The sequence below is a fragment of the Bacillus haimaensis genome (genome assembly GCF_048270625.1).
GTDB lineage: Bacteria > Bacillota > Bacilli > Bacillales > Bacillaceae_I > Sutcliffiella_A > Sutcliffiella_A haimaensis.
Genome location: NZ_CP158164.1, coordinates 1 through 23,575, shown reverse-complemented (window position 1 = coordinate 23,575; position 23,575 = coordinate 1). Strand labels below are relative to the sequence as shown.

Genomic DNA, 23,575 nt, shown 5'->3' with positions numbered 1-23,575 from the left:
TTACAATTTTCACAGTAATATTACACACTTAAATTCGACAATTCTCACCGTAACATTTTCGTAATGTCAACAAAAAAAGACACAAATAAATGTGTCTTTTATACTTTGAAATATAATTTTTTAGAATGTAAAATCATCGCTACCACAGACCAGACAACAAAAAAGAAACCGGCATACAAAATGTGCGGATAGGACGAAATGCTTCCAAAATAACCAAAGAGATGGGAGGCAACCGATCCTTCCTTATTTAAAAAATCAAGCTGAAGCTTGCCAATAATAGCAAGTAAAATCATTTTACCGAAATATATCAATAGACTATTACGTCCAACCGCCTCTAAATACCATAGAGAAAAGCTGGATATCTTTCTCCCCTTCCTCTCCCTTGTATCAAAGAATAGAAACAATAATGCAAGGAGCAGTATGGTCATACCGCCTGTCAGCAACGCAAATGAAGGGCTCCATAATCTTTTGTTAAATTCAATAAAGGGATAAACAACAAAGGAGAGTGTAAACAAAATTATTCCGATACCGAAAATCCTTCTATTTACATTCTGTTTGAGTGATATGACCGTCCCTACTGCATACCCCATAAGGACATTGCTGATGGAGGAAAAGATACTTAATATTCCTTCCGGATCAAATCCCTTCTCACCCTGTGCATAAATATGATTTTCACCAAATACTTTCTTATCTATAATACCTGACAAGTTGCAATCCGTCTGTGGCACCCCTCCCTCACAACCGGTACTTGTTGAGAGCAATAGTAGCAAATAGGCTCCACAGATAAGTATACTTACTGTCAATATCCATTTCCAAGTCGTCACTGCCCTGGTTATTAACATAACCACTAAGCCTGTTATACCGAATAATTGCAGAACCCCTGTAAGTCTCAGATTCCCTAGGTCCAAACTCCACCCTACAATGAAGTTGAAAATCAGGCCGTATAAAACAAGCATGATAGACCGCTTAAGAACTCCTTTCCATTTGACTCCATTTTTATAGGCAAGTCCAAGTCCCAGACCATATAAAGTCAAAAGTGCCGGAAAGAGAAAATCAGTAATTGTAAATCCATACCATGGTGCATGGTGAAGATACTCATAGCCACCCCAAGGTATTGCACTTACAAAAACTGCAATAAGGACGATCAGTCCTCTTGTAACGTCAATAGATATAAATCTTTTAGAAGAAGCCGCTTTTTTTTCCATAGATATATGCCTACACTTTCTAGTACTATGTTTGTTAGAATAATTGTAGCATAATATGAAGAACTGTATATACCTTACATGAAAGGAAAACTATAATGAAAAAAATTGCCTTAACGCTTTGCATTGCCGTATTTTTAAGCGCCTGTAGCGGTGGGGAGGATTCCCCAAAAACCGATGTTTTCTATTCGCCTCATCCAGACGATGAAGTTCTTAGCCTGGGAGCTTCCATCATCCATTCTATTGAAGATAATAAAGAAGTTGTTGTGGTTCTCCTTTCTCATGGACGCTCCAGTAAAGCTATCTATAAAGTTAATAGTAAACTATTAGCCGAAAAGCTACCCCCTATTTCTGAAGTAGAGTTTGGTAACGCCAGAGTAACAGAATTTAAAAATTCTGTTCGTGAATTGGGAGTTAAGGAGAGCAATATCCATATATTAGATCTCCCGGATGGAAACATTGAAAAAGGAAAAATGATGGATGTGATTCTTGATTACGAGAAAAAGTATGAAGGAGATGTCACTCACCATGTAATGAGTGATTTGGATCCACATCAGGATCATGCAATGACAGGAAAAGCATTACGCGAATTAGAAAAAACCGGGAAAATTAATGATGGATTTTATTACCTGCCTGTCCAGGAACATAATAAAATGAAGTTCGATGAAATTGTTAAAATAGAAACAAAAAACAATGAAAAGTACTTTTTAAAAGCATTAGAAGCATATGAAAAATGGGAACCTGCTTCAAATAGTTATTCAATAGGGAAAATCTCTGTTCCTGAATATTTTGAACAGGCCAAAGATTGGAAGGAAAGTCGCTATCATAAATAAAAATAATCCGACATCGTTGATGTCGGATTATTAATTAATGAAGACGTTTAGCACCTAGATATCTCGGGTAAAAGTAACTGTTAGACATGCTATGAATGGTGACTCCAGCTGTAGAGCTTGCATGAATAAACTCATTGTTTCCTATGTAGATTCCCGCGTGCGATGGACCTTCCTTATAGGTTTCAAAGAAAACAATGTCCCCCACTTCCGGCGTGGATACTGATACCCCTTTCGCCCAAATGTCTGCTGTGGTCCTAGGTAAAGAAACGCCATGCTTGTTAAATACATAGTTTAAATAACCGCTGCAATCAAAGCCTGACGGAGTCGTCCCCCCCCATGCATATGGAACTCCCATATAATCCTTTGCGGTATTAACTAATGCAGTTACATTAAAACCCAGTTGCTTTTCTACATCTGTCGATACAGCACTCGTTCCACCAATTATTGTTTTACTGGAAGTATTGGCAGTTGTAAGCACTTGCTGAACAGAACTTGGGATTTGATTTTTCCCTACTAGAACTAATGAAGTATTCTGTTTTGCAGCTAAAACTGATCCCGTCAAAGCATCTGCAAAACTCTCACCAGTTGCTACATATAGATTAGGTCCAAAAGTGACGTTTAATTCTTTTATTACATTAGAGAGAGTCAGATAACGATCTGATCCTGAATAACGTTTCGCTCCTGGCAGTTGACTGAAAACCTGCTTGGAAATTACCCCTTCGCCCCCAACTACTATTGTGTTCTGATAGTTAGCTAACACTTCTTTTGTTCTGGCAGGCAAAGTATTCGTATCTGTCAATAAAATAGGATACCCTTTTCTAGCGGCATATGAAGCAACAGATAGACTGTCCGGAAAATTTTTTCCGTAGACGACTACTGCAGTATTTGATTTATTTGGGAGTCTTTCAGCTATTTCTGCAGCTGTTTCATAGCGGTCTCCCCCTTTGATTCTTTCAAAGGATATTCCCATCGCCTCAAGTTGCTGAATGACTTTTGAAGAAACTGCATTCTCTCCACCAAGAATAATGACATTTTTTGCTTTTAATCTCGTAATCTCATTTTTTGTTTCACCCGGTAAATAGTCTTTGTTGGTCAGAAGAATTGGCGCGTTTAAAGAGAACGCTAATGGTGTGCCTGTTAAAGCGTCAGGGAATTTATCCCCTGCAGTAACGATAACAGTATCTGCTCCTCCATCCCAACCTTTTTTTGAGACTTCCACTGCTGTCTGATATCTATTTTTACCACTGATTCTATCTACATTGGAACTACTGGCATCGGTTGAGGAAGGTAAAAAAGCAAGAACTACAATACTCATAAAAACCATTGCGACTATGTATTTCCGTACTAATAAACTGTACATTTTTTCCTCCTATTTCTACATAATATTACAAGTTTTACGAAACTATTATAACACTTAAAAATCTTCCAAAATATTAAATATATGTAACAAAGGAAGGACACGCACCCATAAGTGTACATGTCCTCCCATTTAGCCAATTTATTTAACTAATTTTAATACACTATCATTTTTCACTGCAGCTGTTCCGCCTAATACCGAAAGCTGATTGAAACCTTTAGCATCTACTAGATTTTGAGTTTCTACAGGTAGATAAGAAGGATTAACTAGTAAAAGCGGCGCATTAAGTTTAGCTGCCAAAACGGAACCTGTTAAAGCATCAGGGAAATCATGGCCATTTACTACTAATCCAGTATTGGACGAGAAGTTAAATTCTGTACCAATTTTATAAGCTGTTTCGTACCTTGTTGATCCAGATACGCGTACGGCTTTAGGCATTAATTTCAATAAATGATTAGAAACTACAGACGTACCACCAACGACAATAGTATTTGAAGCGTTTGTGAGCAATGTTTTAGTCGGTCCTGGTATATAGCTTTTTTCAGTAAGTAAAATCGGGATGCCATTTCTCGCAGCATAAGGAGCTATCGCAAGTGCATCAGGAAAACCATAACCATTCGTGACAACTACAGTTGAGAAGCTCTTACCCATTTTATTTGCAATAAGTTTAGCTGTTTCAAAACGAGTAGTTCCTGCAATTCTTTCTACTTCAATTCCCAGATCACGGATAATTTTTTCCACTCCAGGAGTTATAGCACTGCTACCACCAAGAATAATTATTTTCTTTGCATCAAGTCTTAGAAGTTCCTGTTTTGTTTCCTCTACTAATTCATTGCTTTTAGTTAGTAGTATCGGAGCATTAAGTTGGTATGCTAGTGGTGTACCAGCAAGAGCATCAGGAAAATTGTCCCCTCTTGCCAAGACAACCACTTCAGACTTGTCCCAACCAGCTCTGGAAATACTGACAGCAGTAGCATACCGGTTCACACCAGAAATTCTCATATTCTCCAAATAGCTTGAAGCAATATAATATGTTTCATTTGAATGCATATCTTTTACGGGATACCATACAAAGTGGTTTGAATTATTAGTGCCTGCCTGATAAGCTCCAACTATTTGCAAAGCTTCTCCAGCTAAGGTTTTTCTAACTTCAGTTCCTTCTGGACTTGTTCTTAAACGCACTCCACTTTCTGTTGCCTTCACAATATCCCCATTATTGAATAAGTGTTTAGAAGTTTGATATGGCCCATTAACATGATAGTGAGGTTTTCTGAATTGCAAGGAGCCTGAATTTGTATAATAAATATCATCTCTTAATAGCTGTACCGGAAATGCTGTCGTTACCATTTGCGAGTATCTTTCAATGTGACTGTAAATAACATCTTGGTAAGTATTATTTGGGTAGTACTGTGGATCATTACGTCTTGAAATCCCATTATACGCCATAATCGCAAAATACCAATCTTCCATTATCTGCATGTCATTTCCGTTTATTTGCGGTATTCTACCCCAGTTACTGTAAGTCCACTTATCTTTTAATATTCTAATACCCTCTTGTATATTATATACAATATCCGTTTTCAACCTTACAGCTCTATCCGCTGTCATATTAGGCTCAGTAATCTGCATGATTCCAATGCCGCCATCAAATGAAACGATCGGGTCGCCCTTCTCCCAAGTCCCATTGGGATCGTCATTTGTTCTGTATTGTCTCCATGAGCTTTCCTGCCACGCTATCGCTTTTATTATTTCAGGAGGAATACCTGCTTTAAGCGCCTCTTGAGTTAGTAAATTGTTTAATTCTGAAGTAGTCGGGTTTTCCCCTTTTAAATCATCTTCAGCCCCTGTTGATTGAAAGGAGAAGAGTTCTTGTGGAGAAGAATTCATTTTGACATTCGCTTTTATTCCTTGTTCTGTTAAGGAAATAGTCCCCTCATCATTCTGGACGTATAGATCCTTCAAAAAGTTATTACTTTCAAGATGGTTTCCATTGCTGTCTAGATATGTCACTTCTATTCTGTTTTCTACCATATCGATCGAACCTGCTTGATAATCATTGGATAAAAAAACGCGTTTCATTTCATCATCAATTAGCTCAAAAATTACAAAACGTGTGAAACTTCCAGTTCCACTTATTGTATTTTCAAGCAGAAAATAATGCTTCTCATCTTTTATCCATGTGTAAACTTTTGTAACTCCTGCAAATTCATCTACCCACTCTTCTATTAAACTATCATTGGAATAAATGCTCACAGAAGAGTTTTCACCGTTCGAAATATTTATTTTATAGTTTCCAAAGACTACCGTGTTATCACCGATAGGATTTATTTGATGTTTTTGAACATCCATTTCGGCAAAGCCTTTGTCTACAGCCATTAATAACATAAGCACTAAACAAAACTTTACAGCAACAATACATTTTTGAATCAAAAGTTTTCCTCCTTTAATGATGAGTGACAATTATTTCATTACAATTTCAATATTACCAAAAAAATGACACGAGCATGAATAGGTAATTTGTCTAATATTTCATTAATATGTAACTTTTAATAGATTTTTGTAGTGGAAGTTTTTGGAATGAGGTCTACAGAGATATAAATTTCATTTTTCAAAGGAATAATTTAGCATATTTTTCAGATTAGTTGGGTAGTATTTAAATAATGAAGTAGATAGATTACTAAGGGGGAATTATTAATGGAGTTTGCAAAAAAAGTCTTTCCGGCCATCAAGCGTCCTTCCATAAGATTCAAAAAAGAAAGATATGCAACCTTTTTCGAAACGTATTGGCTACATACTATTTTATTCACCTGCATCTCTTCAACTGCTCTCGGAATTCCAGCATTCGTTTTTAAATTCGGCTATGATAACGGAATTCCCCTCTTCTATTTGTTAGCTCTATTAATCGCATTGCCGTGGTTTTTGGTACCATCTCTCTATCTTCTCTATATAGGAGATAATTCAAAACGCGCAAAAGGATCATCTTACTCGATGATTGGTATTTTAATCGCTTCTTTTTTCACATGGATAATCTGTCTTTTTCAGCTATAAAAAAACTCCAGTGTAATCTTCATGCACTGGAGTCTTTTTCTATTATTCTTGCTTGGTTGCAATAAATAAGTCCGTAATATATTCAGCCCAAACTTCATGTCCTTTTTCATTAGGTGCAATGCTGGCACTATCATATAAAATATAATCTTTTATTTCTTCAGATTGATAATCCGGCCAATTCTTCCAATGATCAATAAAAGTATGTCCTTCATTTTCAGCTAGGGTTTTTAACTGCTCCACTTCCAACGGATAAAAAGTGGCATTATAAATTGGGTGGGCTGGCTGCAAGAAGATATATGCCTCTTTATTCACTGCCTTAAAATCTTCAATAATCGTCTGAATATTCACTAGGGTATCGTCGATAGTTACAGCACCATTATCATTTAACATAAATGGTTCCAAAATTATGATATCCGTATTTTGTTTTACAGCTTCCATATGTAATTCATCACTTACTACCATTTCTGTGGTGACATTCTGAATATCAAATACAGTAATGTTTACCATTTCTCCATACGTTTCATTCATCTTCTCTTTAAAAATGTCCGGCCAGATACGGTCTCCCATTGTATTGGCTTCTGAACCTACAATAACAATCTCAACCGTATCGTCTGTTTCTTTTGCGACAATAAGCTTGGATGCTGCTTCAGCTGGTAAAGAAGATGTCATTTCTTCAATAGAAATATCCTTCGTTTCCATTGTTTTTTCATCGGTTTTCGGATCCTTATCGTTTTCTATGTTTGTAGTTGCAATAACTTCCTCAGTTGATACTGTAGCGATTTTTTGCTTCCAGTGTATACTTCCGAAGACAATCGCCACCACACAGCTTAAGGCTACTATTACAGTTAATATTCTCATATAAATCACCTCTTCATTTAATATACTATTATTATCCAAAACTTCAATACATCTCCGGAAAATTCTACTAAAATATCTTTCTCTATATGTAATAAATATACATTACATATATTTTTCTACAATTTATGTTACGATTGTAGTTGTATTGGATTATATAAAAACCTATAATCAATGATAGTAACGATTAAAGAAAAAGGAAGAGGACTTCATGTTAAAAAAGAAATGGTTTGTTATATTAATTAGTATTTTAAGTGTTAGTGCCATTGGTGTTGGTGTTTTTGCTTTTACCGTATATAAATCATTGGAGGATACTGCCGCTTCTATGCATACACCTCTTGATCGAACTGCATCTGAAAAAAGGCCAAAAGAAGTAGATTTTAAGAAAAAAGACCCACTATCCTTTTTAATTCTTGGTGTAGATGAAAGACCTGGTGACCGTGGACGTTCTGATTCCATGATTGTTTTAACGGTGAATCCTAATGATAAATCCATGCAAATGGTTAGTATACCCCGTGATACAAGAACAGAAATTATCGGAAAAGGCTTTGATGATAAAATAAATCATGCCTATGCATTTGGCGGTCCTGAAATGTCTATCGCGACCGTAGAAAATTTCTTGGATATTCCAATTGACTATTTTGTCCAAGTAAATATGGAAAGCTTTAAAGATATCGTCGATGCAGTTGGTGGAGTAACGGTAGAAAACAACTTGGTATTTAGTCATAGTGGATTTGACTTCACAAAAGGAACATTGGATTTAGACGGAGAAAAAGCTTTAGCATATTCACGTATGCGCTATGATGATCCTCGCGGTGATTTTGGACGTCAACAACGTCAAAGAGAAATCATTCAAGGTGTAATTAATAAAGGTGCTTCCATCTCATCGGTGACAAAATTCGATGATATTCTAGAAATTTTAGGAAACAACGTAAAAACCAACTTGACTTTTGACGAAATGGTTGACATTCAAGCAAATTATAAAGAGGCAAGACACGAGCTCCAGCAGCACCAGATCTCAGGCCAAGGTCAAATGATCAGTAACGGAACTCAAGATATTTACTATCTTATTGTTACAGAAGAAGAAAGAATGAAGCTTTCTAATCAACTTAAAAAACATTTATCCATCGAAGGCGAATCGGTGGCAAAAAATCAATAGAAAACGGAAAAGACTACCCTTATTATTTAATGGGGTAGTCTTTTCAATTAAAATATACCTAAAAACTTTTTCTTTTTTATTCGTTCTGGAGGATCGATCATCAACCCTTCACCATTTACCAGATACTCAGCATTTTCCATAAAGTAATACCTCATGCTACTGCCAAAATCGTTATCTATTAAAGTGAAAGCCTTCTGCATATTAAAGTTTCTCGTTTTTAGTCCATGTGCATCAGAGGCAATGAAATGCGTTTGGTTCGATTCAATTAATTCATAGGAAAACTTCTTAATTTTCTTCCCGAACCCACCGACTAAGCTAGTAGCTGTCACTTGGGTGCAAACCCCTTTTTTCACTAGATTGTAAAGGACCTCTGGATTTTCGATTATCTCGGAATTACGTTCTGGATGCACAATGATTGGTGTGATGCCTTGAAGTTGAATATCATAAAGTAGTTGTTGAGTATATCTTGGTACATGATTGGAAGGTAGTTCCACAAATAGATATTTCCCAGTATTATTTAATGTGAGAATTTCTCCGCGGTCATAATCCTCTAAAATCTCTCCATAAATTCTCGTCTCTTGTCCAGGCAGAATGGTTAAATCAATTTGTCTGCTTTCAAGAACTGAGTTTAATTGAGTAACATATTTATATATCTCTTCTTTTGTATTATTGTATTTACCGTTTTTATGGTGGGGAGTTGCAATAATATGAGTAATACCTTCTTTTACAGCCTGATTTGCCATTTCTACACTTTCCGTTAAATGCTTTGCACCATCATCTATATTAGGAATGATATGACAATGAATATCTATCATGTTAGTACCTCCCTGCATCCTAGGTCTTTATTCCTGATTAACTACCTTTAATAGTATCATAGAAAAATAAAAAAAGGAAAGATAGTCAAGACGACTATTTTTCCCCATAGTAATAGTAATAATTTCCTTCTTTAAGCTTTTTATTGTTAAGCACTACACCAATAACATTTGCATTTGCCTTTTCTAAAAGCTCTTTTCCTTTAAGTGCATTTTCATTTTCAGTCTTGCCGCTTGATACCACTAAAATAGTCCCATCACATTTATTAGCCAAAATCTGCGCATCTGTTACTGCCAATACAGGTGGTGTATCAAACAGAACTACATCAAACTCTTCTTTTAATTCATCCAACAAATCTCTCATCATTTTTGAACCAAGTAATTCTGCCGGATTTGGAGGAATCGGGCCACTTGGAAGTATGAATAAATTAGGAATCTTGGATTTGAATACAGCTTCTTTTAATGTTAATTGCCTAGTTAATACATTGGTAAGGCCCGTTGTATTTTGTAAGCGAAAAGTATAATGAACGGTAGGTTTTCTTAAATCCGCATCAATTAAAAGTACTTGTTTACCTTGTTGGGCAAATACCGTAGCCAAGTTAGCTACAGTAGTAGATTTTCCTTCTCCAGGGCCTGTTGACGTAACCATCAGCGTACGGATTTGACGATCAATTTGAGAGAACTCAATGTTTGTTCGAATCGTACGATATTGCTCCGAAATTGGTGATTTCGGGTTAGTCATCGCAATCAAACTTCTCATTAATGATGCTTGTTTTTTCTTAGCCAACTGACTCACTCCTTACAGAACCGCGCTTTTCTCTCGTTGCAGGCATTCCACGTTGGTCGTTTTCTGTCATAACAGGAATAGCACCTAATACTGGTAAGTCCAATAGTTTCTCTATATCTTGCTCTGTCTTAATTGTGTTATCCAAATATTCTAGAAGGAACGCGATTCCTACTCCAGCCATTAAGCCAACTACAAAAGCAATAGCCATATTTAAAGCTGGTCTAGGTTTTACAGGTGAAGGGTCTTCAGCTAATTGGGCAGCTGCAAGAACACTCACGTTGTCAACATTCATAATATTCGTTAATTCACTTTGGAAAACATTAGCCAATGTATTCGCAATGTTGACCGCCATAGCTGGATCTTCATCCTGCACAGTAATGGACAATACCTGGGAGTTCTGCTCGCTTGAAACTTGGATTTGATTGTTTAATGCACCTGTAGAACGTTCTAAGTTTAATTCTTCTTGTACTAGTTCCAAAATCCTTGGACTCTTAATAATGACATTGTACGTATTAATTAATTCTATATTTGTTCTAATATCATTAACATTGTACATATTTTGCTCATTATTGCTGGATTGGTTGACTAATAGCTGGGTTGAAGTTTGATAAATTGGCGTAAGTAAGAAAAAACTCACTACCCCACTGACAGTAGTTGCAATTAACGTAATAATAACAATGAGAGAAAGACGTTTTTTCAACGTTTGAAATAACTCCCTTAAGCTGATCGTCTCTTCCATTTGAACCTCCAAAATTTAATTTAAATACATATAGTATCTAGTTTCCTTGACATACAATTGATATTATATAAGAGTTGTCACCATATATCTACATTTTCTTACAAAAAAGTAAGTAGATTTCTGTTTCTATCTTACAATTGAAATCAAAGAAGGATTCGATTGAATGCTTTTTACTCTTGATGGAATCCTTTAGCCAATTAAAAAAAGGCACCTTATTGTGCCCCCTCATCTTCCATATCCTATTTAAAAATACCGAACAGTTTTTTCCTTTTCACTCTACTTGGAACTTCTTTGATAACGGAATTTCCTTCGACCACTAATTCTGCATTCTCTAGAAGAATTTCTTTTATATCTGATCCGAAACCTTTTTCAATAGTGGAATACGCTTCTTGCAACAAAAAAGAACTGCTTTTTTTGTCATGGGCATCTGATGCAATAAAATGAGCCAAATTGGAATCTATTAATTCACTAACAAACCTCTTGACCTTTTTCCCATTATTACCAATCACACTTCCTGCATTTAGTTGCACACATGCACCCTTTTTCACCAATTGATAAAGCTTGTCTGGTGATTCCATTAGTTCTATATTCATTTCCGGATGAGCAATGATAGGGGTTAAACCTTTCATTTGGATATCATAAAGGAGTTGTTCTGTATAGTGAGGTACATGACTAGCTTCAAAGCTGAGAAAGATAAATTTGTTTGCATTGTTAATTGTCAGCATTTGTCCATTTTCATATTTACTCATAAAATCATCTGAAATTGGACACTCTTGACCGGGTAAAACAGTTAAATGAATGGACTCATTTTTTAACCTCTCATTTAGAACATTGACTTTTTCTAATATATCTTGAATAGAACCCTGTGAAATAGCAGGAGTCGCCACTATTATTTCTATACCTTGTGACACTGCTGTTCGGGCCATTTCGATACATTCGGTCATATGTTTAGCTCCATCATCCATAGACGGGAGTATGTGACAATTCAAATCTATCATACAGAACCTCCTGTTAGTACTTTTGCACCATACAACTATAGTATATGTTAACAAAATAATAATATTCTGTGAATAGCCTTTTTTTGTCGTTTTTAAAAGGAATTTGTAAGATAATTTCTTTATTACTTCACTATTGTGTCTTAAAGTTTCATTACTCAGTTTTTACTTTATATGGAACCATCTTAAGGCTTTTTCCCTAATTTTGTTTTCTAAAACATTTACTGTGAAGAAAATAAAAAAGAACACCCATAAAGGTGTCCTCTTCTCATTATAAAACCGGCTTCGCATACACGATGTATCTCTCAGGCGCCCGCCCAGTTAAGGTGAACGGATAGCAGGTTGTCAGGATCAATTCTTCTTTTTCTTTCTGCAGGGTAATGATGCTTGTATCGTCTTTGTCGACAATTTTTGTTTCATAGATTTCATACATGTAATCCCCATAAGGCAGGGAAACCACAAACTTATCCCCCAGTTCCAATTCCCCAGACGCAGGAATACGGTGTCGCGATGGCCGGAGAAGACGATCTGTCCGAGCTCCCCTGGATAGGATGCACCACGGTAGTGACCTACTCCCTTTTCCAATTCATCGGGATCCGTTCCTTCTACAATCGGCAGCTGCGCTTCAAACCTCGGAATCTGCAAGATGCCTACTACATCACCAACAGCCGGGTCCCAATCTTCGGGCTTGGTCGGCCACTCTCTGTCCTTTTCCGAACTAGGAGCTGTTTCCTTCTCCTGATCTCCGGAAGTCAGCGCCACCGCATCTTGAAGGGCAGCTTCCGTTTTACGATCTAACGTCCACTTCTCATACAATCCATACCCGATAAACGAAATCCCTCCTATAATAAACAAGAGGGCCAGAATCATCCCTTTTCTCACTATCCACTCTTCTCCTTTTCATGTCGGACCAACACCCCGAAAAGTGCATGCAACATATTTTCTATCTTCATTATATAGACATGGATTATTCATTTCCATATTAATTACATTGGATAAAACGTTTTACTGAATATGAATTTGGACATAAAAAAATCGCCTGCACCGTATAGTATGTAAATAGCCACTAGTGCAAACGATTTCATATGTACTATTTTACACAAAAATCAGAAAACTTCAATGTTTATTTATAGTATCCCATTAAAAATTCCCGACATCCTTTGCATAACCATCGGTAAGAACGCTGCTAAAAGATGTGTGGCAATCAGTGTATAGTGGTAAAATCTCTGCTTTGCCATCCGGAACACCAACGGAATGACGACCAAAAAGATTCCTGTTACGCTGATCAAGGAATAAATCAGTGTCCCTTTCTCTTCCCCATATGTAACCAGCAAATAGAAGAAACCAACAATACTGATATTATAAATTAATAATAGCAAAGACAATGCAAAGCAAACGAAATTGATAATAGCCTTTGTTTTTGGTCCGATTTTGATTTTCCCCATGAGTGCTGCCTCCTTTCTCTCTTTCTAGCAAGTTTTCTATTAATTTCGCTAAATGGGGACAAATTTCCTGTTTTTATTACAAATGAAATTATTTTTATATGACAATTTTATTAGAAGTACCATAACTGACAGGGTACTCACGAAAGGGTGGAGCGCTTTTCCCAACTGCCACCCCATATCCTATGCACTAATAAACGTCGAATATCCCTGCTTGCGCAATTGTTCTGCCAGACGGTCGGCATTTTCCTTTTGTGAAAATGCGCCAACTTGGACCTTATACAGTCCCTGTTCTAGAAAAGCAAAGGTGCTATAGCCTTTGCGATCCAATTCTTTTGCTAGGTTATCTGCATTTTCCTTTGCCTTGAATGCGCCAACTTGGACCTTATAGGAATTGGTTGATGGGAGACCTGTCGTATTCAGCTCCAGATTGAAGTGTTCCGCAATACCTTCTGCAATGGCACGGGCACATGTTTCCCGATAGCTATCCGTCCTTAATAGCTGCGCTTCTTGGTAATAGGTCATATACCCGCATTCACACAGAATAGACGCCATGTTCGTCTCTCTTAAAACATGGAAATCTGCTGATTTGATCCCTCTATCTCTTCTGCCAGTTTCCTGTATCAGCCTTTTATGAACCGAATTTGCCAGAAGATCGGAGTTTGGGGAAGCAACTGTCGGTGTATATGTCTCGATCCCATTTACCGTGTTCCAACCCCCTGCCCCATAAGCATTGGCATGTATGGAAACAAATGCATCAGCCCCCCAGCTATTTGCACGATCTGTACGCTCCTGCAAAGGGACATCCCGGTCGTCCGAATGAGTAAATAGAACTTCGGCATTTTGATACCTTGACAGCTCCTGTCTGGCAAATTCCGCTACAACACGATTAAATTCGTACTCTTTCATTCCATCTGGTGTACGTTTTCCTGGTGTGTTATATCCATGACCGGCATCTAACACAATCTTCATCCCTTCCACCTCATTCATATTGGTTTCTTTGTACTAGTATGATATGCACACACTGTCATTAATTGACTAAACAAGGCACCTGCCCCATCCACCCCTGTAACCTTTTATATTATTTTGCGTCTAACCTTACAAAGAGACGTATGGGTCATAACACGGTTTGATAGAGTAGGAAACAAGGTATATCCCAGAATGAAATAGCACAGATGGAGGAATGATGATGAAGAGAATCGCACTTTTACTCACAATGTCCCTTCTTTTGGCCGCATGCGGTACAGCCCAGGAGAACAACACGGCTACTGAGGCACCAGACGAAACGACAAACAGTTCAGATGGAAATAATGAGGAAAATAAGACAGGCAGCCCAGGAGGAGAAAGCGGCTTGAAGAAACCGGATAGAAATAAGGAAGTAAAGGGAGAAGACCCGAACAAGCAGAAACTCTCCAGCACGTTGGAACAAAAGGACAGCTCTTTCGTCTTTACAGTAGAAAATGATACTGGCAAAGACGCGGAAATAACATTTTCCTCTGGCCAGGAATATGATTATATGGTGTACGATTCAGAAGGTAAGCTAGTCAAGAAGTTATCGGAAGGAATGATGTACACGCAAGCAATCAAGGAAGAAGTCATTGCCCCCGGGGAAACGGTTTCCTATTCTGCATCCTTTGAAGAAGTAGCCTCCGGTCTGGCTAAAGGAGAATACACCATCGAGTTCGTCTTCACAGAACAAAATTTCCAAGCGTCCGCCAAAGAAGCATTTAACGTGGAATAAGAAGGGAAGTTTTCCCCAAGGTTGTAACTCCTTGTTAAAAAACCTATAATGGAATAAGAAGATTTTACCGTAAAAGTGCGTGTTCAAAAAGGAGGATAAAAAGAGCAAAGAAGTTCGAGGAAGCGAAGTCTCGAGCACCGCAGCGTATGGTTTGTATACGCGAGGAGCACAGAGACAAGCTGACGAAGAAATTCGAAGCTATTTTTACCGGACTTTTTGAACATCAACTAAAAGAAAGGTCTACATATGATAAGTAGGCCTTTTATTCGTTTTGGATGGTGACAAAAATGGAGCAGTTTGCAACTTGGTTAATCAATACATATCCGCTGTCAGAGGAAAAGAACCGTGTACTTCTAAAAGGCGCCCTGCAGCTTTTCCGGCAAGGAAACGTGATAAATGCCCTTGAAGAGGGTTCTGGCATTACAGGGAAGGTGCAGGATAATGGCCACCGCCATGTACTGCTGGATATGGACATCCATGAATTGAGCAGGTGTTCATGTGGATCTGTTTCACTTTGCATCCATCAGCTCGCAACCTTTCTAGCTTTTTGGTCACAGACAAGAACCATCGCATCGCTCATTGAAAAATGGAAGGAAGCTACCCCTCATACCGCATCCGAACCGCTCCCCCTTTTCCAAAAGAAGAAAGTGGATAGCTATTCAGATACATCTCTTACAAGCTGGCTGGACTTTGTGGAGCATCAGCATGATCAATATAAGCGTTCCATCCCTTCAACCAGAACGTATTTGACCGGTCTGACACATGCATTCTTTCCAAAGCTCCGTTTATTGGCACCCAAAAAGGCTGAAATTCGCCCGCTCTTCCTCCTGCACGCCTCTCTCTTTTGCATGCAAGAGGTGATGAAAAACTATGATTCTTCTCAGCCTTATCAATATATAGTTGATATCCTGCACCGTTTCGTGGATGAAGTCGAGGAGGAAGCGAAAGGATTATTTCATAGTGCGATTGCATTCCAGCTCGACTCCTTGTTGAAGGAAAGCAGGGAGTTGATCCGACACATGCTCCTGCAGCAGGAAGAGCCTTTTATTCGTGAGGTTTTCTATTGCTTTCAGTTCATGTGGAATGACGTGTTTCAACGCAGAAACTGGATGTCATCCGAATTGAAAGAGCTGGAAGACGACCTGACCCTGCAAGCCGAATTAGCAAAAACACATCTCCTTTTCCTTCAAAAAAAGGACGATGAAGCACTGCATATAGTAAAGAAGCATTCCAATCGGTACGCTCCTTATGTGTTCAATTGGCTTCAGGCACTAGCGAGCTCTAAGGCAAAGGACCGATTGGATATTTGGCTGCAAACCGCATTGCCTATCGTTACCAGCTATATCCATGATGAGCCGACCTATGACCGCAAACGACAGCTCACAAAGCACCTTTTGAAACTTTTGACGGACTACGCACTGGAAACAAAGCATGATGCCATGTACATCGAGGCGATGAAGAGCTTGATGCCCTATAGCTATGGCGAATACGAGTGGTACCTTTTCGAAACGAAAAAATTTCGGAAGTGGGTGGAGCTCCAGCTTTGGATGGGGTTTGAACTAAGCGGTCTCGAGGCATATAAGATCAAGACAATCAAAAAAGCCGATCCGTACGCCCTCTTTCCCCTCTATCATATTGCCATTCAGCAGGCGATCGGCCAGCGGAACAAGAGCTCCTACAAGGAAGCAACAAGTTTATTAAAGGCTCTGCACTCTTTATATAAAAAGGAAAAACTCGAAGATGTCTGGGTGGAGTATATTTCTCAGATAAAAGAAGGAACCAAACGACTCCGCTCCTTCCAAGAAGAACTGAAAAAAGGAAGATTCACATATGATTAATGGATCATTATCCGCCAACTCGATATACGATGAAAAAACGAACAGGTTTTTCCTATATGTGCAGCTGAAATCATCTGTACTGCCGCCTTCGCGTTTCATCCCGCTGTTATTCACCTGGCATGAAGGCTCTTTTTTTGGTTCCTTTTTCCAGGAGTCCGCTTTTCAGGGGAAAACGGGTATCTTCATTTCTCCAGCGGATGCATTGGAGCTTTTTGCAAACAATACGGAGAATTCTTTTCTGCAGCTTGAATGGTGTGACCAATCGGAGCTGTATCGTCTATTGGCACCAACCGTTTCATCCATTTTCAATCAGAAAGCATTTCAGCCTGATTTTTCCGAGTGGCAGAACGACAGGCTTTCCTTTTCTTTGACGGATGAAGGAAACAAACTGGTCCAGGAAAATCCGCTTCTCCCCTCCTATAGGGAAAAAATAGAAGAGTGGATTGGATCAATCATGAAGGACTGGATAAAAAATGAGAAGACCGAGACATTGCGCTCCTATTGGGCGGAGTACTCTAATTCAGCCTCTCTTCTTTCCTATGACAGCCACACCAATTATCTGGATGAAGAGGATTGGCTTAAGGATATTGGATGGTTGAAGGACACCACGCCATTCTCAGTCGGCTTGCGATTATTGGAACCGGAGGAAGCCTATGCGGACTGGAGACTGGAGACCCTCCTAAAAGATAAAAAGACGGAGGAATTATACGTCTGGGAGCAGGATAAACTTCCCGCCTCTTATAAAAAGTTCAAAAAAGAAGTCGAGCGCAGCTTTAAGAAGTGGCAGCGTGTCACTCCTTCCCTATTTTCCAATGGTCAGATCCGAGAGGCCTTAACCGAAGAGGATGCATGGCGATTCCTGGTGGACGGCAGTGAAAGACTGCTCGAAATCGGCAGCTTTATCCTGCTTCCATCATGGTGGCAGGCTGTAAAAGATTCCCGACTGAAAATCAAAGCTCGGGTAAACAGCTCCAAAAAAGGATCTTCCCATTCCACCTCCTTTGTCGGCCTGCAATCACTTGTCAATTTCGAGTGGCGTTTCTCCACCAGGAACACGGAGCTGACAGAAGAGGAGTTCCTGGCATTGGTGGAGCAGAACCGTCGCATTGTTCAAATCAAAGGGGAATGGGTCGTTTTAGATCCTCAATTTATTGAAGAAATAAAACTTATGATGAAGCAGGCGGAAGAAACCGGGATCCGTATCGAGGATCTTCTGAAAAGCCACGCCTCCAACCACTTTGACGAGCATCAGGAGGGAACGGGAAGCTACTCCATGAGTGAAATCACCTATGAGATGACTGGTCCGCTTCAGAACCTGGTCGAGCAGCTCTATCAAGGAAAAGCGCTTCCTGATTTTGAAGCTCCATCAACCTTCAAAGGGGAACTGCGCCCATACCAGGAGCAAGGCGCCGCCTGGCTACTGTTTTTGAGAAAGCATGGATTTGGAGCATGCCTGGCAGATGATATGGGACTCGGAAAAACGATTCAGCTTATCGCCTACTTCCTTGCGTGCAAGGAGCTCGAGGATAATCAAGAGCGTGAACCGGTTCTGATCATCTGTCCGACCTCTGTTCTAGGGAACTGGCAGAAGGAGTTGGAAAAGTTCGCTCCAAGCCTGAACGTCATGCTGTACTACGGAACAAACCGAAATAAGGGCGACAGCTTTTTGGATTCGATAAAAGGAGCAGACGTCGTACTGACTTCCTATGCAATATCTCATTTGGATGAAGAAGAACTATCCAATGTTCGTTGGAGCACCGTTTGCCTCGACGAAGCGCAGAACATCAAGAATGCCGATACGAAGCAATCTCAGGCAGTTCGGAATCTGCAAGGTCTTCACCATATCGCCCTGACAGGTACGCCAATGGAAAACCGCTTGTCCGAGCTATGGGCGATCTTTGATTTTATTAATCCTGGATACCTCGGATCATTAGGAGCCTTTCATAAGCAATTTGTTCTTCCTATTGAAAAAGATCAGGATAAACGCAAAATCCAGCAGCTGCAGATGCTCATCCAGCCTTTCCTGCTCCGTCGAACCAAGCAGGATGAGCAGGTGGCACTCAACCTGCCGGAGAAGCAGGAGCAGAAGGAATACTGCCCGTTGACCATCGAACAGGCATCCATCTACGAACAGCTTGTGAAAGAAACGTTGGAAAAAGTGGAGTCCTTGGGTGGCATCCAGCGCAGAGGTCTCGTGCTGAAGATGCTAGGTCAGCTGAAGCAGGTTTGCGACCACCCTTCCCTTTATTTAAAAGAGGAAGAGCCGACCAACCTGATGATGCGCTCCACGAAAATGGAGAAGCTGGTGGAGCTCGTGGAACAGATTCGTCTGCGCAACGAAAGCTGCCTTATTTTTACCCAGTACATCGCAATGGGGAATATGATTATTGAAGCCATTGAGAAAGCACTTGGTGAAAGAGGTAGATTTTTAAATGGCAGTGTCGTGAAGAAGGACCGTGATAATCTCATCACCTCCTTCCAGAACGGGGAGTTCCATGTGCTGGTTCTCTCCTTGAAGGCAGGCGGAACAGGACTGAACCTCACAGCCGCCAATCACGTCATCCACTATGACCGCTGGTGGAACCCGGCAGTGGAAAACCAGGCAACAGACCGTGCGTACCGGATCGGTCAGAACCGCTTCGTCCATGTCCATAAGTTCATTGCAACCGGGACACTGGAAGAAAAGATAGATGCCATGATCGAATCCAAACAGGCACTGAACAACCAGATCATTACGAGCGAAGGCTGGATTACCGAGCTTAGCAACGAAGATCTGAAGGAACTTCTGACATTACGTTAAAGCTCTTTTCTAAGAGTTTGTTGCTTTTGGCCGTAAAAAAGAGCACGAATATGAGTAATATTACGGGCTTTAATTGTATTCGAAAAAGCAACAATTTATGCGAAAACAGCCAATGTTAAAAAAACGCGAGTCATTCACATCGAATGACTCGCGCTTTTTCTTATGGATGAGGCTTTGGAAGTGATGTAGCCCGCTGTTATCCCGACCAGCCCTCCGGTACAATCAAGCCACACATCTATCCAGCGGCCGCTCCTGTCAGGATGAAGGTACTGAAGATACTCGTCCAGCATGGAAATGAAAAGCACCATGCAGCAGCTCAACAGGAACACCCGCCTTCTCCGATTATGTAAGAAACTGCGGAAGTAACGGACAATGACGAACCCTAGCATAAAATAAAAGAACAGGTGGGCAGCCTTTCGGAATAGAAATTCCACAAGAGCATAACCTCCACTCGTTTCCACACTGATTACACTCCCATCAAAGTTCAGCTGAAATCCCTTCAGCCACACCAAAAGGCTTTCCTCCGGCACCAGCAATCTCAGATATGGCCTGATATCCTGGGACGCATAGGACATGGAGGAAAGGTGAAATAGAAGCACCGTCCATCCGATTGCAAGGAAGAGATAATAGTATTTTCTTCTTTTTAAAAACATAGGATCACCACTATTCGATTCAATAGTAACGGTGTGTCCTATTTTTCATCTATCTATACGCTACTGATGCATACTTCTCACCCTCGGAAGGGAAAGAAAACTGCTTTTTCCTTTGTGCTTGATGGAAATTCTCTTTAGAAGGCTGATAATAAGTGGTTCGTCAAGTTCCTGAGGATCGTCAAACCGGATGAAAGCTCTGCGGTGTTCTTGCCAGACATAGGAGGAAATTTCTATGGAGCTTGTTTCAAGATATACTTTTATGGATATGATCTGCATATCTTCCGTTGAACGGAATTGTATTTCTACTGCTTGATGGTTATTTGTGACAATACTTCTGACATCGCAATCATCACATTCATGACTCTCCCTATCACAGAGCTGCAAGGCATCATAGAAAGAAAAACCATGACTTGCGTAAGAATAGGTAGGCTCCTTAATATAAATAAAATAATTCTCCTGATTATGAATCGGATTCTTTACCCTTTGAAGAAATGCAATACTGTATAAATGGAACTCTACCATTTTCTCACTCCCCTATTCCTACATAATTGGTTCACTTCTATTATTTCGTTTTTTTCCAAATATGGAAACCTTTTTATAACTTTATCAATTACAAAAAACCGATGACGAAGTACTTGAGGTAGTCGATTATTTAAAAAAGAATCCAAAATTCAAGAAATCTCTACATATGTATACAAAACTGAATGTCAAATACAAAAAAACCATAGAAAAGAACTTTCGAACTCTCGTTGAAGACCTTTCCTGAAAAGAGCCAACCCGAAACAGGTTGGCACAAATATTGGAGAGCAGGGAGGACATTTTCTCTGTGAAGATTCTAAGAGGGCTTATCCAGGTTAATAAGCAAAAGAAAAAGGCAGCTTGTTTCGAAAAGTTGCCTTTTATTAGAAAGGCTAAAGCATCATGGGAGGGGTTCCCTATTGCTTAATGGTTAACAATTCAACATTAGCGAAAGAGATGGTTAAAATGGCAGCTCCACTTTTTCCAATTCTTTTTGCACTGTTTTTTCCACCTTTACTGCAGGCGGCTTCCGTTCCAAAAATCGCACATTATCTGCGACCACATCCGTTACAAACACCGTCGTACCGTTCTGACCTTCGTATTTCCTCGTCTGGATCCTTCCGGTAATTCCGATTAAAGCACCTTTTCTGCAATAGTTGGCTGTTGTCTCTGCCAGCTTTCTCCACACGGTGCAGGATACAAAATCCGCCTCCACCACACCATCCTGGTTTTTGAAATTTCGGTTTACCGCGAGATGAAAGCTTGCCAATGCCGTTCCATCACTCGTATACCTCAGTTCTGGATCCTTCGTCAATCGCCCAACGAGAATAACTTGATTAATCACGTTCCTTCCCTCCTTTTTCGTATTCTTGTCTCTTGCTCCGTAATCATAACTGCAAGAGGGGATACTGGTAAAATGGAGGTTATTAATTTTTTCATAAGGTTTTGAGTCGAAAATGGTCGTTTCCCGTAATCAAAATCACATTTCGTATAGCACTCTCTTCTTAATAGATGAAATTTCATCATGGGAGAGATTTTTTAGAGAGACACTTTTCGGTGTGGAATTTAAAAACTTTAAAACCGTGAGTGGATTGCAGCGGAAGGCAATTGACTCCTGCGGGAGACAGCGCTTAGATGGAGACCCCACAGGCGCAGCCGAGGAGGCTCTCAAGCCCCGCGGAAAGCAATTGCCTGCAGCGGAAATCCACGGGCAAAATTTTCACAACAAATCAAATTAATGGGAACGTATCTTTCCGAACCAATATGATATAATAAAACCAAATTGGTACAGGCACGACAATAACACCCGCTGGAGGGAAAGTATGAAAACGTTCAAACTTGTTGCATTGTCCATCGTACACGGGGAAAACGTTGAAAAGTTAGACTTACAAGACGGATTGATCATCAATAGAGAATACGGCAAGGAAAACTGGCTCATTGAAGCCCTTCTTCCAAAGGAAAATCCGGAAAAATATCAATCCATATTAGAAAATAAACAAACTGTTCATGTCCAAGCTACCATCTCCAAACCAACCAATGATCCCGCTTCATTCGAAGCTGTTATCAGGAACGTGGCTGTGATGGACGAGCGTATGAGCATCCTCTTTGAAGGAGAACTGTTCCGCCGCAACAATAACTATCCGGAAAAGCTCTTGGAATCATTGGTGGAGAGCGGCTTTAACGGGGATGAACTATTGCAGGCTTTCAAGGAGAAAATCAATGAGAAGCCTGTATTGCAGAAGTCAAAATAATAAGCCGACCTTTGGTGGTTGGCTTTTTTATTTTGTGGCGGTGAGATTACTTTGTTTGGCATGACGCGCGATATTTGTCGTTTATTGACTTTTTGCACGCAAATGATGCGTTTTTTTGCGCAAATCAGGATTTTTCATCGTAAACCACGATTTTTGTGCGCAAATTTAATTTTTTGTGCAGAAACCATGAGTTTTTGTGCATAACGCAAATTAACCTTCACTTGCTAGCATTCGCTCCGATAAAGGATGTAACTCACACAGTATTTTATTATAGTAATTTTTAAACGAACGTTTGATTAAATGCTAGGATAATGGAGCAATAACAATACTTTCATATACACAAAGTGAATTTACCCCTTTTAATTACTATAGAAAGATAATATGACTTCTCCATACTTTAGCTAGTAAATCCGCACTGCCTCCAAAACATATCGCTCTGGGGCACTTCCGATAAACCGAAACGGATAACACGTCGTCACAGTAAGGGTTTCCTTTGGTTTTGGCACAAGGACCGTCGTATCATCCGCCTTCACAATGCGAATCCGCTTAATTTTATAATGATAGCTCTGCCCGCCATTCTCCACGTGAAGCGAATCCCCCAACTCTAACTCCCCCAACCGGCGGAATACTGTATCTCGATGGCCTGAAAGCACGATATTACCATCTTCCCCTGGCAACATGCTATTTGCAACATGGCCGATTCCCTTTTTCAACTCAGCCTCAGAGGCTCCGTGATAGATTGGAATACTCGCCTCCAGTTCAGGAATGGCGAGGTTACCGATCAAATCTCCGACCTCCATCTGCCCCCAGGGATTCTTTACATCCTCCTTATCCTGTAGATCACCTTCATCCCATTCCTCCACAGCCGAATACCCTTGCCAATAGGAAAGACCGCTTCCCACGAACAAAGCGGCCCCAATAATAAATATCACGATAGATGCTATTCGAAGCTTGACCATGGACTACCCTCTTCCAACTGCCAAGGACCGGCGATATAGGATTCCTGCAGCGGCTACAAGCAAGAATCCCAGAGCCATACCCAAA

At 39.9% G+C, this 23,575-nt stretch carries 21 protein-coding genes and 1 pseudogene; 7 read left to right on the top strand and 15 right to left on the bottom strand.

All coding sequences use genetic code 11. The features are described from left to right. Nucleotides 1–98 precede the first annotated feature (98 nt). A complete protein-coding gene (locus ABN702_RS00110) occupies nucleotides 99–1,205 on the bottom strand; it encodes a heparan-alpha-glucosaminide N-acetyltransferase domain-containing protein (protein ID WP_417898869.1) in 1,107 nt (368 codons plus the stop codon). Between the two features lie 95 nt (nucleotides 1,206–1,300). On the opposite strand from ABN702_RS00110, the gene ABN702_RS00105 reads away from it, so the two are divergent. After that, nucleotides 1,301–2,035 (top strand): PIG-L deacetylase family protein, encoded by a 735-nt coding sequence (locus ABN702_RS00105; RefSeq protein ID WP_417898868.1) that lies wholly within the window; start codon nucleotides 1,301–1,303, stop codon nucleotides 2,033–2,035. 34 nt (nucleotides 2,036–2,069) lie between these two features. On the opposite strand, the gene ABN702_RS00100 is transcribed toward ABN702_RS00105, so the two are convergent. Further along, nucleotides 2,070–3,395, bottom strand: a complete 1,326-nt coding sequence (locus tag ABN702_RS00100) for a cell wall-binding repeat-containing protein (protein ID WP_417898867.1) — start codon at nucleotides 3,393–3,395, stop codon at nucleotides 2,070–2,072. 138 nt (nucleotides 3,396–3,533) lie between these two features. Next, nucleotides 3,534–5,822, bottom strand: coding sequence for a cell wall-binding repeat-containing protein (locus ABN702_RS00095; protein ID WP_417898866.1), 2,289 nt, complete (start codon nucleotides 5,820–5,822; stop codon nucleotides 3,534–3,536). Nucleotides 5,823–6,086: 264 nt separating this feature from the next. Between ABN702_RS00095 and ABN702_RS00090 the strand changes: the two genes are divergently transcribed. Beyond that, on the top strand, nucleotides 6,087–6,440 hold the full coding sequence (locus ABN702_RS00090) for a hypothetical protein (RefSeq protein ID WP_417898864.1): 354 nt from the start codon (nucleotides 6,087–6,089) through the stop codon (nucleotides 6,438–6,440). 42 nt (nucleotides 6,441–6,482) lie between these two features. Here ABN702_RS00090 and ABN702_RS00085 read toward each other — a convergent pair whose 3' ends face one another. Then, nucleotides 6,483–7,298: an SGNH/GDSL hydrolase family protein gene (locus ABN702_RS00085; RefSeq protein WP_417898863.1), complete on the bottom strand. Its 816-nt coding sequence runs from the start codon at nucleotides 7,296–7,298 to the stop codon at nucleotides 6,483–6,485. A 208-nt stretch (nucleotides 7,299–7,506) separates the two neighbouring features. Between ABN702_RS00085 and ABN702_RS00080 the strand changes: the two genes are divergently transcribed. Continuing rightward, nucleotides 7,507–8,454, top strand: coding sequence for a LytR family transcriptional regulator (locus ABN702_RS00080; RefSeq protein ID WP_417898862.1), 948 nt, complete (start codon nucleotides 7,507–7,509; stop codon nucleotides 8,452–8,454). Nucleotides 8,455–8,501: 47 nt separating this feature from the next. On the opposite strand, the gene ABN702_RS00075 is transcribed toward ABN702_RS00080, so the two are convergent. The 7 genes and pseudogenes from ABN702_RS00075 to ABN702_RS00045 all read right to left on the bottom strand — a co-directional run bounded on the left by ABN702_RS00075 (nucleotide 8,502) and on the right by ABN702_RS00045 (nucleotide 14,201). Beyond that, nucleotides 8,502–9,269, bottom strand: a complete 768-nt coding sequence (locus ABN702_RS00075) for a tyrosine-protein phosphatase (protein ID WP_417898861.1) — start codon at nucleotides 9,267–9,269, stop codon at nucleotides 8,502–8,504. A 94-nt stretch (nucleotides 9,270–9,363) separates the two neighbouring features. Beyond that, on the bottom strand, nucleotides 9,364–10,053 hold the full coding sequence (locus ABN702_RS00070) for a CpsD/CapB family tyrosine-protein kinase (protein WP_417898860.1): 690 nt from the start codon (nucleotides 10,051–10,053) through the stop codon (nucleotides 9,364–9,366). Continuing rightward, nucleotides 10,046–10,792 carry a YveK family protein gene (locus ABN702_RS00065; protein WP_417898859.1) on the bottom strand — a complete coding sequence of 249 codons (747 nt, stop codon included), beginning with the start codon at nucleotides 10,790–10,792 and terminating at the stop codon, nucleotides 10,046–10,048. Before ABN702_RS00065 ends, ABN702_RS00070 begins: the two co-directional genes overlap by 8 nt. Nucleotides 10,793–11,031: 239 nt before the next feature. Further along, nucleotides 11,032–11,790 carry a tyrosine-protein phosphatase gene (locus ABN702_RS00060; RefSeq protein WP_417898858.1) on the bottom strand — a complete coding sequence of 253 codons (759 nt, stop codon included), beginning with the start codon at nucleotides 11,788–11,790 and terminating at the stop codon, nucleotides 11,032–11,034. Between the two features lie 268 nt (nucleotides 11,791–12,058). Continuing rightward, nucleotides 12,059–12,657 (bottom strand): annotated as a pseudogene (locus tag ABN702_RS00055) (class D sortase). A gap of 257 nt (nucleotides 12,658–12,914) precedes the next feature. Next, complete coding sequence (locus ABN702_RS00050; RefSeq protein ID WP_417898856.1) at nucleotides 12,915–13,232, bottom strand: hypothetical protein; 318 nt, start codon at nucleotides 13,230–13,232, stop codon at nucleotides 12,915–12,917. Between the two features lie 180 nt (nucleotides 13,233–13,412). Beyond that, the gene (locus ABN702_RS00045; RefSeq protein ID WP_417898855.1) at nucleotides 13,413–14,201 is read right to left on the bottom strand and encodes an N-acetylmuramoyl-L-alanine amidase; all 789 of its coding nucleotides are present in this window, start codon (nucleotides 14,199–14,201) and stop codon (nucleotides 13,413–13,415) included. A gap of 211 nt (nucleotides 14,202–14,412) precedes the next feature. Between ABN702_RS00045 and ABN702_RS00040 the strand changes: the two genes are divergently transcribed. The 3 genes from ABN702_RS00040 to ABN702_RS00030 all read left to right on the top strand — a co-directional run bounded on the left by ABN702_RS00040 (nucleotide 14,413) and on the right by ABN702_RS00030 (nucleotide 19,608). After that, nucleotides 14,413–14,970 (top strand): BsuPI-related putative proteinase inhibitor, encoded by a 558-nt coding sequence (locus tag ABN702_RS00040; RefSeq protein ID WP_417898854.1) that lies wholly within the window; start codon nucleotides 14,413–14,415, stop codon nucleotides 14,968–14,970. Nucleotides 14,971–15,257: 287 nt separating this feature from the next. Next, the gene (locus tag ABN702_RS00035; RefSeq protein ID WP_417898853.1) at nucleotides 15,258–16,808 is read left to right on the top strand and encodes a hypothetical protein; all 1,551 of its coding nucleotides are present in this window, start codon (nucleotides 15,258–15,260) and stop codon (nucleotides 16,806–16,808) included. Further along, on the top strand, nucleotides 16,801–19,608 hold the full coding sequence (locus tag ABN702_RS00030) for a DEAD/DEAH box helicase (RefSeq protein ID WP_417898852.1): 2,808 nt from the start codon (nucleotides 16,801–16,803) through the stop codon (nucleotides 19,606–19,608). The genes ABN702_RS00035 and ABN702_RS00030 overlap by 8 nt, the downstream gene beginning before the upstream one ends. Nucleotides 19,609–19,742: 134 nt before the next feature. Here ABN702_RS00030 and ABN702_RS00025 read toward each other — a convergent pair whose 3' ends face one another. The 3 genes from ABN702_RS00025 to ssb form a co-directional block, all read right to left on the bottom strand. Beyond that, a complete protein-coding gene (locus ABN702_RS00025; protein ID WP_417898851.1) occupies nucleotides 19,743–20,261 on the bottom strand; it encodes a VanZ family protein in 519 nt (172 codons plus the stop codon). Nucleotides 20,262–20,321: 60 nt separating this feature from the next. Continuing rightward, entirely contained in the window at nucleotides 20,322–20,783 is a 462-nt protein-coding gene (locus tag ABN702_RS00020; RefSeq protein WP_417898850.1) for a hypothetical protein, read from the bottom strand. Nucleotides 20,784–21,240: 457 nt separating this feature from the next. Beyond that, the gene (gene ssb, locus ABN702_RS00015) at nucleotides 21,241–21,624 is read right to left on the bottom strand and encodes a single-stranded DNA-binding protein (protein WP_417898849.1); all 384 of its coding nucleotides are present in this window, start codon (nucleotides 21,622–21,624) and stop codon (nucleotides 21,241–21,243) included. Between the two features lie 478 nt (nucleotides 21,625–22,102). Here ssb and ABN702_RS00010 point away from each other — a divergent pair, with 478 nt between their 5' ends. After that, complete coding sequence (locus ABN702_RS00010; RefSeq protein ID WP_417898848.1) at nucleotides 22,103–22,531, top strand: YwpF family protein; 429 nt, start codon at nucleotides 22,103–22,105, stop codon at nucleotides 22,529–22,531. Between the two features lie 401 nt (nucleotides 22,532–22,932). Here the strand turns inward: ABN702_RS00010 and ABN702_RS00005 are convergent, their stop codons facing one another. Continuing rightward, nucleotides 22,933–23,490, bottom strand: a complete 558-nt coding sequence (locus tag ABN702_RS00005) for a class D sortase (protein ID WP_417898847.1) — start codon at nucleotides 23,488–23,490, stop codon at nucleotides 22,933–22,935. Between the last annotated feature and the right edge of the window lie 85 nt (nucleotides 23,491–23,575).

Excerpts from the sequence above, each read along its gene's own strand:
- ABN702_RS00065 (WP_417898859.1), bottom strand. The coding sequence starts at position 10,792 with ATGGAAGAGACGATCAGCTTAAGGGAGTTATTTCAAACGTTGAAAAAA.
- ABN702_RS00035 (WP_417898853.1), top strand. The coding sequence starts at position 15,258 with ATGGAGCAGTTTGCAACTTGGTTAATCAATACATATCCGCTGTCAGAG.
- ABN702_RS00030 (WP_417898852.1), top strand. The coding sequence starts at position 16,801 with ATGATTAATGGATCATTATCCGCCAACTCGATATACGATGAAAAAACG.
- ABN702_RS00060 (WP_417898858.1), bottom strand. The coding sequence starts at position 11,790 with ATGATAGATTTGAATTGTCACATACTCCCGTCTATGGATGATGGAGCT.
- ABN702_RS00100 (WP_417898867.1), bottom strand. The coding sequence starts at position 3,395 with ATGTACAGTTTATTAGTACGGAAATACATAGTCGCAATGGTTTTTATG.
- ABN702_RS00025 (WP_417898851.1), bottom strand. The coding sequence starts at position 20,261 with ATGTTTTTAAAAAGAAGAAAATACTATTATCTCTTCCTTGCAATCGGA.
- ABN702_RS00040 (WP_417898854.1), top strand. The coding sequence starts at position 14,413 with ATGATGATGAAGAGAATCGCACTTTTACTCACAATGTCCCTTCTTTTG.
- ABN702_RS00045 (WP_417898855.1), bottom strand. The coding sequence starts at position 14,201 with ATGAAGATTGTGTTAGATGCCGGTCATGGATATAACACACCAGGAAAA.
- ABN702_RS00005 (WP_417898847.1), bottom strand. The coding sequence starts at position 23,490 with ATGGTCAAGCTTCGAATAGCATCTATCGTGATATTTATTATTGGGGCC.
- ABN702_RS00075 (WP_417898861.1), bottom strand. The coding sequence starts at position 9,269 with ATGATAGATATTCATTGTCATATCATTCCTAATATAGATGATGGTGCA.
- ABN702_RS00105 (WP_417898868.1), top strand. The coding sequence starts at position 1,301 with ATGAAAAAAATTGCCTTAACGCTTTGCATTGCCGTATTTTTAAGCGCC.
- ABN702_RS00010 (WP_417898848.1), top strand. The coding sequence starts at position 22,103 with ATGAAAACGTTCAAACTTGTTGCATTGTCCATCGTACACGGGGAAAAC.
- ABN702_RS00020 (WP_417898850.1), bottom strand. The coding sequence starts at position 20,783 with ATGGTAGAGTTCCATTTATACAGTATTGCATTTCTTCAAAGGGTAAAG.
- ABN702_RS00110 (WP_417898869.1), bottom strand. The coding sequence starts at position 1,205 with ATGGAAAAAAAAGCGGCTTCTTCTAAAAGATTTATATCTATTGACGTT.
- ABN702_RS00080 (WP_417898862.1), top strand. The coding sequence starts at position 7,507 with ATGTTAAAAAAGAAATGGTTTGTTATATTAATTAGTATTTTAAGTGTT.
- ABN702_RS00050 (WP_417898856.1), bottom strand. The coding sequence starts at position 13,232 with ATGGGGAAAATCAAAATCGGACCAAAAACAAAGGCTATTATCAATTTC.
- ABN702_RS00085 (WP_417898863.1), bottom strand. The coding sequence starts at position 7,298 with ATGAGAATATTAACTGTAATAGTAGCCTTAAGCTGTGTGGTGGCGATT.
- ABN702_RS00090 (WP_417898864.1), top strand. The coding sequence starts at position 6,087 with ATGGAGTTTGCAAAAAAAGTCTTTCCGGCCATCAAGCGTCCTTCCATA.